Origin of the sequence: Labilibaculum sp. (assembly GCF_963664555.1) — a bacterium.
Taxonomy (GTDB): Bacteria; Bacteroidota; Bacteroidia; order Bacteroidales; family Marinifilaceae; genus Labilibaculum.
The window spans coordinates 3518403-3532912 of the sequence record NZ_OY761461.1 but is presented as its reverse complement, the minus strand read 5'-3'; the positions used below and the strand labels follow the sequence as shown (position 1 = coordinate 3532912).

General features: G+C 37.1%; 13 protein-coding genes. 2 read left to right on the top strand and 11 right to left on the bottom strand.

Features of this window, described 5'->3' with window-relative positions; all coding sequences use genetic code 11:
• Positions 1–13 precede the first annotated feature (13 nt).
• From ACKU4N_RS14065 to ACKU4N_RS14015, 11 genes are all read right to left on the bottom strand, one after another.
• On the bottom strand, positions 14–1159 hold the full coding sequence (locus ACKU4N_RS14065; RefSeq protein ID WP_321317313.1) for a trans-sulfuration enzyme family protein: 1146 nt from the start codon (positions 1157–1159) through the stop codon (positions 14–16).
• 349 nt (positions 1160–1508) lie between these two features.
• Positions 1509–3059 carry an IS1182 family transposase gene (locus tag ACKU4N_RS14060; RefSeq protein ID WP_156197454.1) on the bottom strand — a complete coding sequence of 517 codons (1551 nt, stop codon included), beginning with the start codon at positions 3057–3059 and terminating at the stop codon, positions 1509–1511.
• An 84-nt stretch (positions 3060–3143) separates the two neighbouring features.
• Positions 3144–4022: an aldose 1-epimerase family protein gene (locus ACKU4N_RS14055; protein ID WP_321317311.1), complete on the bottom strand. Its 879-nt coding sequence runs from the start codon at positions 4020–4022 to the stop codon at positions 3144–3146.
• Positions 4023–4096: 74 nt separating this feature from the next.
• Entirely contained in the window at positions 4097–4846 is a 750-nt protein-coding gene (locus ACKU4N_RS14050) for a tetratricopeptide repeat protein (RefSeq protein ID WP_321317310.1), read from the bottom strand.
• Between the two features lie 97 nt (positions 4847–4943).
• Entirely contained in the window at positions 4944–6755 is a 1812-nt protein-coding gene (locus ACKU4N_RS14045; protein WP_321317309.1) for an aerotolerance protein BatD, read from the bottom strand.
• Positions 6756–6849: 94 nt separating this feature from the next.
• Entirely contained in the window at positions 6850–7608 is a 759-nt protein-coding gene (locus ACKU4N_RS14040; protein WP_321317307.1) for a TPR repeat aerotolerance protein BatC, read from the bottom strand.
• Positions 7609–7626: 18 nt separating this feature from the next.
• Positions 7627–8664 carry a vWA domain-containing protein gene (locus ACKU4N_RS14035; RefSeq protein ID WP_321317305.1) on the bottom strand — a complete coding sequence of 346 codons (1038 nt, stop codon included), beginning with the start codon at positions 8662–8664 and terminating at the stop codon, positions 7627–7629.
• Between the two features lie 34 nt (positions 8665–8698).
• Positions 8699–9691, bottom strand: a complete 993-nt coding sequence (locus ACKU4N_RS14030; protein ID WP_321317303.1) for a vWA domain-containing protein — start codon at positions 9689–9691, stop codon at positions 8699–8701.
• Between the two features lie 18 nt (positions 9692–9709).
• On the bottom strand, positions 9710–10741 hold the full coding sequence (locus tag ACKU4N_RS14025) for a hypothetical protein (RefSeq protein ID WP_321317301.1): 1032 nt from the start codon (positions 10739–10741) through the stop codon (positions 9710–9712).
• A gap of 19 nt (positions 10742–10760) precedes the next feature.
• Positions 10761–11630 (bottom strand): DUF58 domain-containing protein, encoded by an 870-nt coding sequence (locus ACKU4N_RS14020; protein WP_321317299.1) that lies wholly within the window; start codon positions 11628–11630, stop codon positions 10761–10763.
• A gap of 52 nt (positions 11631–11682) precedes the next feature.
• Positions 11683–12612, bottom strand: coding sequence for an AAA family ATPase (locus ACKU4N_RS14015; protein WP_407937249.1), 930 nt, complete (start codon positions 12610–12612; stop codon positions 11683–11685).
• A gap of 384 nt (positions 12613–12996) precedes the next feature.
• Here ACKU4N_RS14015 and truA point away from each other — a divergent pair, with 384 nt between their 5' ends.
• Together truA and ACKU4N_RS14005 are read left to right on the top strand one after the other, a co-directional pair.
• Entirely contained in the window at positions 12997–13761 is a 765-nt protein-coding gene (gene truA / locus ACKU4N_RS14010) for a tRNA pseudouridine(38-40) synthase TruA (RefSeq protein WP_321317296.1), read from the top strand.
• Positions 13754–14236, top strand: a complete 483-nt coding sequence (locus ACKU4N_RS14005; protein WP_321317294.1) for a ribonuclease HI — start codon at positions 13754–13756, stop codon at positions 14234–14236. The genes truA and ACKU4N_RS14005 overlap by 8 nt, the downstream gene beginning before the upstream one ends.
• Positions 14237–14510: the final 274 nt, after the last annotated feature.

Below are 14510 nucleotides of genomic sequence, written 5' to 3'. Positions count from 1 at the left end.
TTTTTCCATTAAATTATTTAAGTGCGTTTTCTAAATCTTCATGCAGATCATCGATGTGTTCCAGTCCGATGGACAATCGAACCGTAGATGGGAAGATTCCAATCGCTTGCAGATCCTCTTTAGAAAAGGATGCATGACTAATTTTAGCAGGAATTTCAATGCGGGAATCAGCAGTTCCGAATGAGGCCTTTTCTCCAAACCAGCGAGTGGCTGCTACCAATTTTTCAGCCGTTTCAACGTTCTGCATGTGAACAGTGAGTACGCCGGGGAAAATTTTCATTTGAGATTTTGCCAACTCATGTTGCGGATGATTTTTGGAACCTGGATACACCAGCTTATTCACTTTTGGGTGTTTCTCCAAATATTCAGCAACCTGAATTGCACTTTGTTCATGATGCTTGAGTCGTAAGGGGAGAGTAGGTATTCCCAGTGAGATTAAAAACACATCAAAAGGATTTTGGGAACGACCTTCGGCATTGGCAAAATAGGCAACTTTTTCGCCATCTTCCTGTGATTTGGAAACCAAGGCACCGGCAACGGTACTTCCATGTCCTGAAATGTATTTTGTAGCGCTGAAAACAGAAAAATCAGCTCCCAAATCAAGCGGTTTCTGAGATGCAAATGTTGCGAGACTGTTATCAACGGCAAATTTGCTTCCATTGTTTTTGGCAAGCCTTGCCAATTCTCTTAAATCAATAATTTTCATTCCCGGATTGGTGGGAGATTCACAAAGAACTAAATCAAAGTTTTCGGTTTCCAATAAGTTTTGAATTTCCAAAAGATCAGTAAAATCAGCAAAGAAAACTTCTACATTGTATTTGTCTTTATACACTTGTAAAAGTCGGTAAGTGCCGCCATAACAATCTTTTTCAACCAAAATTTTACTGTTTGCTTTTAATACAGTTTCGAAAAGCAGGGCAATTGCTCCAATCCCGGTATGAGTGCACGAACAAGATGCCCCATTTTCAGCCTTGGCAAAAACCGTTTCCAAAGCATCTCTTGTTGGATTATCAGAGCGGGTGTAATCGTAAATTTTAGATCCGGACTGTTTTTTCAGATCAAAGGTAGCTGTTTGATAAATTGGTAAGTGCGACGCCCCGTATGGATCGTGCACGCCACCTTCTTCAGCCAAATGTGCAAGTAAAGTTTCAATATGCATTCGCGAAAAATTGATTAAATAGTTATAAACTTATGATACAAATTAACTTGTTTGTTTTAGCGTGGTTAGTACAGATAATTTATAAGCCTGTTACAAATTTAACTTTTCAGATGAAGAATTGCTTCTGAAAGGCAAAAAAAAGATATATTGGTCTTTAATTTTGATTGGAGATAAAAAAGAGGATGTCTCATAACAAAGTAGACATCCTCTTTTTCATGATCTTTTGTTTTTTTGAGATTAAACTGCCTTATACTGCTTATTTGTTTTTGGAAGTCTTTTTTACCTCCAATATGCAAAACAGAGGTTTCATATAGAGGAAATAGGACTTCAAAAGAATTAAGAAAGGCCGTTAGGCCACTTTTCTACTATTCATTTTCTTAAGATTTATGGCTAGAGCCAATAATCCCATTTCGATTTCTACTTTTTCTTTGCCACGAAGTAAAAATCGTTTAAATCCTTTATTGTGTTTAAGGTTACCAAAAGCGGCCTCTACATCAACCGGTCTTTGACTCCTGTGCTTCAATCCTTCTTCTGAGGTTAAATGTTCTCGTGCTTTACTTCTTAATTCGTTGAGTCGGTGATTGATCTGAATCGTTCGATTACCTTTTGCTTTGTGACACATCCCCCTAAGTGGGCATCCGTTACAGTTTTGAGCTTGATAAACATGGATTGTCTTAAAATGACCGGCTTGGCTTTTTTCCTTTTTTATCTTCTTAAGATTCATTACTTGTCCCATTGGGCAGTAGTAAATATCCTGTTTAGAGTCGTAGAATAAATTGTTGGGGTGAAACTCGCAATAAGTTTTGGCTCCCTTCTTTTGTTCTTTATGAAAGTAATTGTATTTCACAAAAGAGGTTAATCCTTCCGCTTCAAGAAATTCATAATTCTCCTCAGACCCATAACCGGAATCTGCACATACGCTGTTTAGTTTGTCTGGATACAACTGTTGAACCTCTTTCATATGAGGTATAAAGGTTTTTGTATCGGTTGGATTATTATGGTTTGAATAATTTACAATGAATTGATTTTGTGTGCTAAACTGCAGGTTATATCCTGGTTTTAGCTGACCATTTTGCATATAGTCATCCTTCATTCGCATAAAGGTTGCATCCGGATCCGTTTTTGAATAACTATTTCGCTCTTCCAATATCTTTAGCTTTTGCTCGTTTTTTCGGAGATTATCAGCATAATTCTTCTTGGCATAGTTGAGTTGCCGGCGTTTCTTAGCATCCACTTTCTTATCCCTCAAGGCCTCATTAATTGTCTCAATGGTCTGCTCTATTTTTTCTGGATCAACATCACTTAAATCGGGCTTACTTACATTTGCTAAATCCGATTTGGCTACCTGCTCTGTATAATCCCAAAGTTCCCCCAACCGATCCTTCATGCGTTGGATATTCTTTTGAATGGCTTTACCCCAAACAAACGAAAACTTATTTGCATTGGCCTCGATCTTGGTGCCATCGACATATATGGTTTGTAGATCAATATGTCCGGAATCTACCAGTAACAGGACTACTTGACTGAACACTTCCTTTAAAACACCTTTTAATCGACTGCTTCTAAAGCGGGCAATCGTATTGTGATCTGGCTTTTGCATCCCTGACAACCACATGAAATGTACATTTTCTGATGCCGCCTGCTCTATTTTTCGAGAGGAATATACATTACACAAATAGGAATAAACTAATAACTTAAGCATCATTTTGGGATGATAGGCCTTTGCTCCCGTATAACTGTATTTTTCAAGGATACGATCTATCTGGACACCATCAATAATACTGCTGATGGTACGAACAGGGTGTTCAGATGATATGAAATCCGAGAGAGAAGGCGGAAAAAGAATCATCTGGTTTTGATGATAGGCTTTGAAATGAGATTTTTGAGGGACTAATTTCATATCTCTAAAATAAGAAATCAGTGATAAATATAAAAAACTATAAAACGAAAAAGAGACTATCTCATTTGAGACAGCCTCATTATTTTATTCTGTGATTTCTATCGAATATGTGGCACTAAATGTTTTGCCGAAATCAAGAGATTGAATGATTTCTTTTTCAGAAAATTCCCTGCTCGAATCATAGCTGTCGGCGATCCCAATCCAAGGTTCAATGCAAACATAGGGCGCATTTGGTTTTGCCCAAAGTCCAAGATAAGGGAAATCATCAAGGCTGACTTTTAAGGAGAAATTTGAATTCTTACTCCTTAATTTCACAAAGGAGGATTTTAGATTCTTAAAAATCAGAGCATCCTTTGCGAAAAGATCTGGTGCAAGTTCAATTCGATCATTTTCATCTAAAATCAATTTTCCTTCCTGGCCAATAAGTCCATTGTCGACAATCATCCAGGTGTGTGCAGTTTCTTTTTGCTCAAATTCAAGATAATAATCCGAGTATTTTTCTCCTTCCTTTAACGGACATGCAAAAGCGGGATGCCCTCCCAGACAAAAGAGTAGATCTTTTGGGCCGGTATTGATCACATCATGTTTCACATGTAATTTTTTACCATCCAATATAAAATGAATGTAGAATTCAAATTCGAAAGGGTAGACTTTACGGGTGTTTTCGTTTGATTTTAATGCAAAACAAAGCTCATTATCTGATTTGCTGTGCATTTGAATATCTTTATTGTTGCGAATAAATCCATGTTTGGGTATTGCATATTCTTTGCCTTCATGAATAAATCCGTCTTCTTTTAAACAGCCAATAACCGGGAATAGGTTGGGAGCGTGGCTTCCCCAAATTTCAGGATCAGCTTGCCACATAAATTCCTGATTGGTAAGTCTCGATTTAATACTGCAAAGTTCAGCTCCTTTTTCAAGAACCTCAATTTGGAAGAATTCGTTTTGTATGCTGTATTTCATATTGCTGTTTAATAAGCTTGTTGTATGAATAAAAAGGATTTCGAAGCCGAAATCCTTTTACGTTATTGAGTTAATTATATCATTTCAATGTCTTCTTTTTTCAGCCAACCTTCATTGCCATCGCTAAGCAGAATATTCCTCCAATCCTGCAGTTCTCCAATCACTTTAACTTTAGTGCCTTCGTGCAGTAAGAACAATTCGGTACCGCTTTTATCCGGAGAACCTTTAACGGTAACACTTGGACTCACAATAATTGCATGCTCACGAATATTGATTTCATCCGTCTTTTTTGAAGCAAAAGAATAAGTCATGATTGAAATACCAAAGGCAAAAAAAGCAAAGAAAAAACCTAGTTTTTTAATACCTGATTTATTGCTGTACAGATAAAAACAGGCAAAAATAAGCGTCAGTAAGAAAAATAGAATTGAGAAGTAAGACCATGTATCAGCCGAAAAACTATTTCTAATTCCAGAAAACCATCTTTTTATAAATATTTCAGGCAAAACTTCAAACTTATCCAAAACATGTTTACGGGCTAAGTCTAAATTGTACTGAATATCCTTGTCGTTAGGAGAGAATAGTAAAGCCCGCTCATAGTTCAAAATGGAAGAAGAGATTTCTCCTGTTTTGTAGTAAGCATTTCCCAGATTAAAATAAATTTCCGGTGCTTCTAAATGAGTATCCAAAACAAATTCATAGGCTTGAATTGCTTTCTCGTATTCCCCTTTCTTATACATCTCATTGGCCTCAGAAATTGGGTTAACTTGAGCCCATGTTTGAGTGCTGATAAATATGGCGAGTATAAATTGTAATGCTTTTTTCATCTGTTTATAATTTTTATGCAATTGTCAGATGGAACTTACCTTGATTAAATAATCATGTACGTTTCATGTTTAATTTGATATTACACAATCAATTAATCTATTTTATATTTTTCTCCAACTTGGTGATTGTATCCATGCTTGTCTGATATAACTCATCCATTTCCGAAGAACCGGCCGATGGAGAGTACCTTGCAAATTCGCAGGTGTCCAGTATGCTTAGAAATTCATCCTTAAGTTCCGGTTCAACTCCTTTGCTAAGCAAAATCTCACTAATATTTTCTTTATTCAGATTCTCCAAAGGTAAATTCAACTTATCCGATGTATATCCCCAAATTGCTTTAAGAATCTCATCGTAAAACTGATCCTTCTGTTTTGCTTTTAGACTTGCCGAAGCCATTTTTAATCTTTTCATCGCAACGCGGTTGGCACGTTTGTTTTTTAATTTAGCGGTGTCGGCATTTTCTTTTATTCGTTTTCTGTTGAATACAAATGCTAAAACAAACAGGAAGAAGGGAATAATATACGCCAAATAGAAATTTGTGGTTCCAAAGAACACCTCACCTTTTAATTGAGGGCTGAAATCGTTGGTTTTGATATAGCGGATATCTTTTCCTAGAAATTTCACCTTCTCTTTAGTAAAGGAGCTAATGATAGTTCCTGAATTATCTCCATCTCCCTTTGCTACTTTAACGGTAAATTTTTTGGTAGAACGTGTTCTGAATATTTTTGCTTTCGGATCGAAGAAAGAGAAATCAACTGCCGGAATCTCATATTCACCGCCGTGTCGGGGAATAATCAGATATTCGAAAGTGGTTGAACCACTCATTCCTGCTTCTGAGCTTTTTAAATTCTGCGACGTTTTGGGGTCGTAAACTTCAAAATCGGCTGGGAAATTAAATTCCAAAGGTTTAATCAACTTCAAGTTTCCGTTACCTTCTACTTTTACGCGCATGGTAATCGCATCATTTGCTTTCACAGAATCTTTATCGATAGTTGTAGACAAAGTGAAATTTCCAACGGCACCGTCAAAACTTGCAGGTTTATTGGATGGAAAGTCTTTTACCTGAATTTTGATCGGCTTGCTTTTACGGGGCACTCTTATGTCTTGATAATTATCAAAGAAATCATCGAAGAAACCACTTCGTTTGTTTGCCTGACGCTGACGAATGATCACCTCTAATTCAAAAGGATCAATTGTAATTTCCCCTGTGTGTTGAGGAAAAAGAATTAATTTCCGAATGATTCCGGTATTGTAAATGGTTCCGTTTATATTTTCTCTTTCTAATGAAATTTGTCCTGGAGTTGGCACTTCCTGACTTAAAAAACCGTCAAACGAGGGGAACTTTGAATCGCCAAATCCAGCAATGGTAAGTCGTGTATATACTTTAATGGTTGCAACAACGTGCTCACCCATATAAACATTATTCCGATCTAATTTTACCTTAACAAATAAATTGTCTTCCGTGATTTTTTGGCTTGATGCAGCGTTTTGTGATTGTTTCGAACCGCTATCCTGCTGGGTTTTATTCACCTTAACAACTTCAATCGTAAGCGAATTTGATGTTTTGGTTTCACCATCAACAGCAATTGTTGCAGGCTTGATGTCAAATTTTCCTTCTTCTTCGGCCAAAAGAACATAAGTGTACGAGTAGGATGAGCTGGAAGTAACTTTTCCATTAATTATTTGTGTACTCATACTGCTTGATGTTGACGGTCCCATAAGAACTCTAAATCCATCAAGAGCTGGAATTTTAATATTTTTCCCTTTGCTGTTAAGGGAATAGGTTAAACGAAATTGTTCGCCAAGTTCCACAACATTTGGAGCCGAAGCAGTAAATTTAATTTCATCAGCAAATACTGATGTAGCAATTAAAATGACTGTTACTAATGAGAGAAGTATTTTCTTCATCTGTATATACATGTGTTTCAGATGTTATAAATGCAATTAATTTGTCCGGTAATTCTTTCGCAAATTTACTGATTAATCAATTAGAAAAGATCAATTACCAATCCTTTTTGATTTTGGTTCTTTTTGCTTTTTGAGCAACAGCTTTGGCTTTTTGCACCTTTTCCTGAACCTTTTTTTCATCATTTTCAAGAGCTTCCAACAAGCGCTTGGCATCCTGTTCGGATATTTTATTTTGCTGTTCTTCAGGATCACCTTTCTTTTTATCCTGATCTTCAGGTTTATTTTTCTGATCTTTCTGATCTTTCTGATCTTTTTTGTCCTGGTCTTTTTTATCCTGATCTTTTTTATCCTGATCTTTCTTGTCCTGGTTTTTCTTGTCCTGATCCTTGTTTTGATCCTGTTTCTTTTTCTCCTCTTCCTCTTTTTGTTTCATTTTTCGGGCATATTCCAAATTGTATTTGGTTTCTTTTGAATTTGGGAAGTTACGAAGGGATTCTTTGTATGCCTCAATACTTTCATCAATTTTCCGGTTCATTAGAAGAGTGTTTCCAATGTTGTGGTAAATTTCCCCGAGTTTTTTAGGATCCTGTTCAGCCACTGTTAAAGTCTGGAATTGTTTCAAGGCTTCATCGTATTTCTTTTGTTTGTACAAGGCATCTCCCAAATTAAAACCAGCTTCATACGAATTGATTTTTTTATCGAGAGCCTTTCGGTATTCAACTTCAGAGTTTTCATATTCATTTCCTTCAAACAGGCCATTTCCCTTACGGATAAATTTTCTTTCCTTTTGTGCTAATGCATCCAAACTAAAGAGGCAAAGCAAGCCGATGAATAATGCTATATATTTGTTCATAATAATCAGAATTGAGTTCTATTTCGATGGTTTAAACAAATTGATATCCTTCAAATAGCGATTTTTACGTTCCAGAACTAAGAATTCAAGAAAGAGCAGCAGCAATCCGATGGCAATAAACAATTGGAATTTTTCGTCGTAGGCAGCATATACTCTCTGCTCTAATTCCGTTTTGTTCATTTTATTAATTTCATTAAAAAGTGCATTTAATCCAGTTGTTGTATTGTTGGCTATCACTGGTTTTCCTCCTCCGGCTGTAGCAATCTGCTCAACCATTTGCTGATCTAATTTTGAAATTACAATGTTCCCTTTTTCATCCCGTCTGAAATCCCGGGAACCACTGCTTACAGGTATTGGTGCACCTTCCGGTAATCCCATGGCAATAGTATGTACTATAATTCCTTGATCGAATGCTGCTTTTGCCGCCGAAATTGCATCATCCTCATGGTTTTCACCATCGGTAATTACAATTATTGCTTTGCTGGCCTCACTATCGGGAGTAAAACTTTTTGCCGCCAAGTTTATTGCCGCACCAATTGCAGTTCCTTGTATGGGAACAATATCAGTACTGATTGAGGACAAGAACAATTTTGCAGATGCATAATCTGTTGTAATCGGCAATTGAGTATATGCCTCGCCGGCAAAAACCACCAAACCGATTTTATCATTATTCAATTTGTCAACCATTTTGGAAACTGCTCGTTTTGCCCGTTCCAATCTATTGGGTTGAATGTCTTGTGCCATCATCGAATTGGATACATCCAGCGCAATGATAATTTCTACTCCTTTTCTTTTTATGGTTTGGAGTTTTGAACCGAATTGAGGTCCTGCAAGACCAAAAATGATAAAACTTAAAGCCAGCAAGAGAATTCCAAACTTATAAAACGGTCGGGTAAATGAAGCGTAAGGCATAAGCTGGGAGATAATATTCATCTCACCAAATTCAGCAAGAGCCTTCTTTTTTCTTGAATAACTAATCCAATATAAAATTCCAAGAATTGGAAGAATTAGAAATAAATATAGAAGATCGGGATGATCAAGACGAAATTGATTCATTGTTCAATGATTTTCTGTGTTCAATTAATAACAATTACGGAATATTCCGCAATATTGAATTACGCAAAGCAATTTCAAGCAGTAAAAATAAAGTAGCCAACAACGCAAAAATTAAGTATTCCTCGCTTTTTGTAATGTATTCTTTCACCTCAATTTTACTTTTCTCCAACTTGTCAATTTGTTCGTAAATTGCTTTTAGTTTATTGTTGTCGGTTGCCCTGAAGTATTGACCGCCAGTCATTTCTGCAATTTGCTGCAATACTTCTTCGTCAATTTTTACCGGCATGTTTCTCATGCTGATACCAAAAGCAGTTTGAATAGGATAGGGAGCCATTCCCATGGTTCCGATACCAATTGTGTAAACTCTTATGCCAAAAGTTTTTGCTAATTCGGCAGCCGTGATAGGAGCAATTTCTCCTTGATTATTTACACCATCGGTTAAGAGAATAACTACTTTCGATTTCGATTTACTTTCCTTTAAACGATTAACGGCATTGGCTAATCCAAGTCCGATTGCAGTACCATCTTCAATCATTCCACTTTGGATGTCGTTGAAAAGGTTGATTAAAACAGCATGATCGGTTGTTAAAGGACATTGAGTGAAACTCTCGCCGCTAAAAATTACCAATCCAATTTTATCATCTTCGCGGCCAGTAATAAAGCTCACAGCAACATCTTTTGCCGCTTCCAGTCTGTCTGGTTCAAAATCACGGGCAAGCATACTGCTCGAAATATCAAGCGACATAACGATGTCAATTCCTTCTGTGGTTACATCTCTTCGGCTATTACTTGATTGTGGTCGGGCAATAGCAAGTACTAAAAATACAATTGCTAAAACACGAAATACAAATAAAGCATGCCGCAAGTAGTATTTGTAGGTTTTGGTGCTTGAATGAAAGCCTTTTAATGTTGACACCTGAATACTTGCATGCGCATTCTTGTCCTTTAAGATGTACCATGCTATTAATGGTATCAAAAGGATCAGCAAGTAAAAATATTCAGGATTTGCAAATTGTATAGAACTCATACTTTGTATTTTCAAAGTTTACTTATCTTCCTTTTTTGTTTCTTCCAGTGCAATAGATTCTTTTTCCTCTTTAGCAGGAGCCTCTTCTACAATGGTGGTCTCAATAATTTTGTAAGCATATTTTAAGCTTAGTTCATTTTCATCCTGAAGAGGAGTGAATTTAGCGAATTTGGCTAAATCCGCGCGTTCAAGAACTTCCTTTAGTTTGGCATGCCAGTCTGAATTTACCTCCACAGTATTAACTGCTTTCAATATCTCATCGGTGGTTGATTCCAAAGTTGATAGTTGGAAACGTTCATCCAAATAATACCGGATTGTATCCGTAAGGTCAGAATGAAACTGTTTCACCTTTCCGGTTTCCCAAAGCTTTTGTTTTTTGATTTCATCCAACTTGCGTAAGGCAATAACATGAGCCGGTTCGGCTGGTTTTACTTTTACGAATAAAGGCTGGTTTTTCTTTCGCTTGCGCAGGTATAAAATCAATAAAACAATTAATGCTGCAAGCAGCAGTCCGCCAAAAGCCCAGGGAGCAATTTCCGCAAAAGCAATTGGAGTATGTATTGGCATTACAATGTCGAAATTGGCTTTGCTCGTATCAATTTCGAAAGTTTTTACACCCAAAAGCATTGTGTCGGTTCTAATGATATTCATCAGATTTTCGTCATGAATTTTGAATTCAAAAGGATTCATTTTGTGAACACCATCATCAAAAGAGGTAATCAAAAAGTTTTTATTCACTTTAATATTTCCATTCTCTAATGAGATAGTATCCTGAGGAGATTGTTTGACAATCTCTACTCCCGAACTAATGCTGTCCGTAAATACAGGAAACTCTACCCGAAGACCTTTTGGCTGTTCGATGGAAAGCAAAAGGTTTATTTGATCACCAATAACAATAAGATTGGTGTCGAGTTGAGCACTGTAGTTAAGGCCTTTGTCTTCCTCTTGAGCATATGACGAGAAGGAGGAAAAAGTAGCTCCCAATACAATTACAAATGCGAATATTGCTTTTGCGAATGGTTTACTTGGGATGATAATTCTATTTGTCATAGTCGTCTGCTTCTAAAAATTAGTGTCCTCTTCGTTTAAATAAGGCAATTAAGGATCTCACGTAATCCTGATCGGTTCGAATATTCGCCACATCTACCCCCGATTTTTTAAATGTTTCGGCAAGTAAATTGTCTTTATCACTCCACCATTTGGCGTAGTTTTCCCGTACCTTTTTATTCGAAGTATCTATCCAGCTGTATTCGCCTGTTTCCGCATCCTTAATTTTAATCAAGCCAATTGAAGGGATTTCCTGTTCGCGTTTATCGTATATGTTAAGGGCTACAAGATCATGTTTTTTGTTGGCAATCGTCAATGCATTTTCAAAATCATCATCAATAAAATCTGATATCACGAAAGTGGTGCAGCGTTTTTTAATAACCTGTGTAAGGTATCGTAAAGCATTGCCGATATCAGTATTCCGATGTTCGGGTTTAAAATCGATTAGTTCACGAATGATTCTCAGAATATGAGATTTACCTTTTTTAGGTGGAATAAACTTTTCAATTTTATCCGAAAAGAAGATCACCCCAATTTTATCGTTGTTTTGAATGGCCGAAAAGGCCAGTACGGCAGCAATCTCCGTAATCTGATTTTTCTTTAGTTTAGAGACGGTTCCAAATTCACGGGAACCACTCACGTCAATCAGAAGCATTACGGTCAACTCACGTTCTTCTTCGAAAAGTTTAACGTAAGGTTGATTGTAGCGGGCGGTTACATTCCAGTCAATATTTCGAATATCATCACCATATTGGTATTCCCGAACTTCGCTGAAGGTCATACCACGTCCTTTGAACGCAGAATGATACTCCCCGGCAAAAATATTTCGGGAAAGACCTCTGGTTTTGATCTCTATTTGCCTAACTCGTTTTAATAATTCACTAGTTTCCATAGTTTAATTACGAATGAATAATTATTAATTAACAATTACTAATTGATAATTACTATGGCACTTCAACAGTATTCAGGATTTCACTAATGATGTTCTCACTGGTGATATTGTTTGCCTCAGCTTCATATGTCAATCCAATTCTGTGACGCAGTACGTCATGACAAACGGCACGGATATCTTCAGGAATTACATAACCTCTGCGTTTAATAAAGGCATAAGCTTTTGCTGCAGCGGCCAAACTGATACTGGCACGGGGCGATCCGCCAAATGCGATCATATCCTTGAATTGCTCCAATCCGTAATCGGCAGGGAAACGGGTTGCAAAAATGATGTCTACAATGTATTTTTCAATCTTTTCATCCATGTAAACATCTTTAACCACATCACGTGCTTTATTAATGTCTTCCGGTTTTAAGATTTGAGCGGCTTTTGGAAATACCTTCAAAAGATTCTGACGCATAATTAGCTGCTCTTCATCTTTTTTAGGGTAATTGATCACCACTTTCAGCATAAAACGGTCCACCTGTGCTTCCGGCAGAGGATAAGTTCCTTCCTGCTCAATCGGATTTTGAGTGGCCATAACCAAAAACGGTTCTTTTAATTTATAGGTGGTGTCGCCGATGGTGATTTGACGCTCCTGCATGGCTTCCAATAAGGCAGCCTGTACTTTTGCCGGGGCACGGTTGATCTCATCAGCAAGAATAAAGTTGGCGAAAAGAGGTCCTTTTTTTACTACAAATTCTTCTTTTTTCTGACTGTAAATCATGGTACCCAACAAATCGGCAGGCAACAGGTCAGGAGTAAACTGAATACGGCTAAATTCAGCTTCTATGGTAGTTGCAAGTGTGCTGATTGCAAGTGTTTTTGCCAGTCCGGGAACCCCTTCCAGTAATATATGACCATTCGAAAGTAATCCTATCAATAAGCTTTCAACAAGGTGCTTTTGACCAACAATAACTTTGTTCATTTCCATAGAAATCATATCCACAAAGGAACTTTCTCTTTGGATGCGTTCATTTAGTTCTTTGATATCAACTGTTTGGATCATTAGAAATATATTTAATTACTTGAAAAATTTACATAAAAAGAATCTGATTTTTCAGAAAACCTTTACAAAGATAAACCTTTGAGTGTTTTATGAAAATGCATGCCCGTTAAAAATTGTTAATGGTTTTGGGAGACTCCTGGGAACAAGTGTAAAGTATAAAGTTACAAGAATAAAGTGTCAAAGCTAATTCCTAATTGACTAGTCTTAGCAGTTATTGTCTAATAGTAGAAAGTGTGTTCTCTTTTTTCCTTAGTTCTTTCATTTTTGGGCTTGGTAAAAATGCTTACTTTTGGGGAGAATCAGAAAATACTATTTGAATTGAAGAAACGATATTTTATTCGCCTAAGTTATAAAGGAACAAACTATCATGGTTGGCAGATTCAGCCGAATGCCAGTTCTGTTCAGGAGGAGTTAAATAAGGCCTTGTCTACTATTTTAAATCAGCCAATAAATGTGGTTGGCTGCGGAAGAACGGATACAGGTGTGCATGCCAGCGATTTTATGGCTCATTTCGAGGTGGATGAAAACTGTCGGTTCGACTGCGGAAAGTTGGCTTTTAAACTGAACCGTTTTTTGCCTCATGACATTGCCATTCGTGAAGTGTTTCGGGTGAAATCTGATGCACATACCCGTTTCGATGCCGTTTCCAGAACTTATCATTATAAAATTACCAAGCATAAAAATCCGTTTCGAATGGAGTCGCATTGGAAAAATCAGCATGAGCTGAATGTTTCGAAAATGAACGAGGCGGCAAAAATTCTGTTCGAATACATCGATTTTACAAGCTTTAGTAAATTGCATACAGATGTAAAAACAAACAACTGCAGGATATCGATAGCTGAATGGATGGAGACGGATGATGAACTGGTATTCACGATTAAGGCCGACCGCTTTCTTCGTAATATGGTTCGTGCCATTGTTGGGACTTTGATTGAAGTTGGACGGGGAAAAATGGATTTGGCTGGTTTTCGTGAGGTGATTGAAAGCAAGAACCGATCGAATGCAGGTTCTTCGGTGCCTGGTCATGGCTTGTTTCTCGCCAAAATTGAGTATCCGGATGGTTTAAGAATAGAAGATGAGTAATCAGCTTTTTTTATTTACCGATGGAAGTGTAAATCCGCAATCTAAAATTGGTTTTGGAGCCGTTCTTCTTTTACAGGATTTGAATGTCTCACTGGATGAAGCTAAAACTCTGGTAAAACTGAATCGTTTCGAAAATACTTCTTCTACAAAACTGGAGCTGCAGGTTTTATTATCGGCTCTGAATGAAATTGATTCGGACAATTGCCATGTAATTGTATACACCGATTCTCAGAATATTATTGGTTTGCCTGCGAGGAGAGAGCGTTTTGAAAAAAACGGCTATTGTTCCAAAAATGGAAAATTGATCGCCAACCACAAATTGTATCAGGAATTTTACAGACTGACCGATCGTTTAACTTGCGAATTTGTGAAGGTGAAAGGACACAAAGTTTTCAGGCAGAAAGATCAGGTTGATCAGTTGTTTACATTGGTGGATCGAGCATCTAGGAATGCTTTGAGGGCAAGAGGAATTTAATTTTTGTGTCCTCAAGCCGGACGGGCTATTCTTTTGTCATTATCACAAAAGAATCAAAAAGACTAGACGGCAAAAATTTTGTTACCCATCACGATTTGATGACGGAACAAAATAATATTCGTTCGTTCCTCTCTCATGGAATTTTGTTCTTATCGTCCTCTTCATCTATGGGGACCAACAAATTTTTGAATGTCGGGGTGGTGCGCTCTTTTACTTCTTATTTATTTTGGTTTTATTAAACTTATAGTATACAAACTAAGGACAAGTTCTCAAC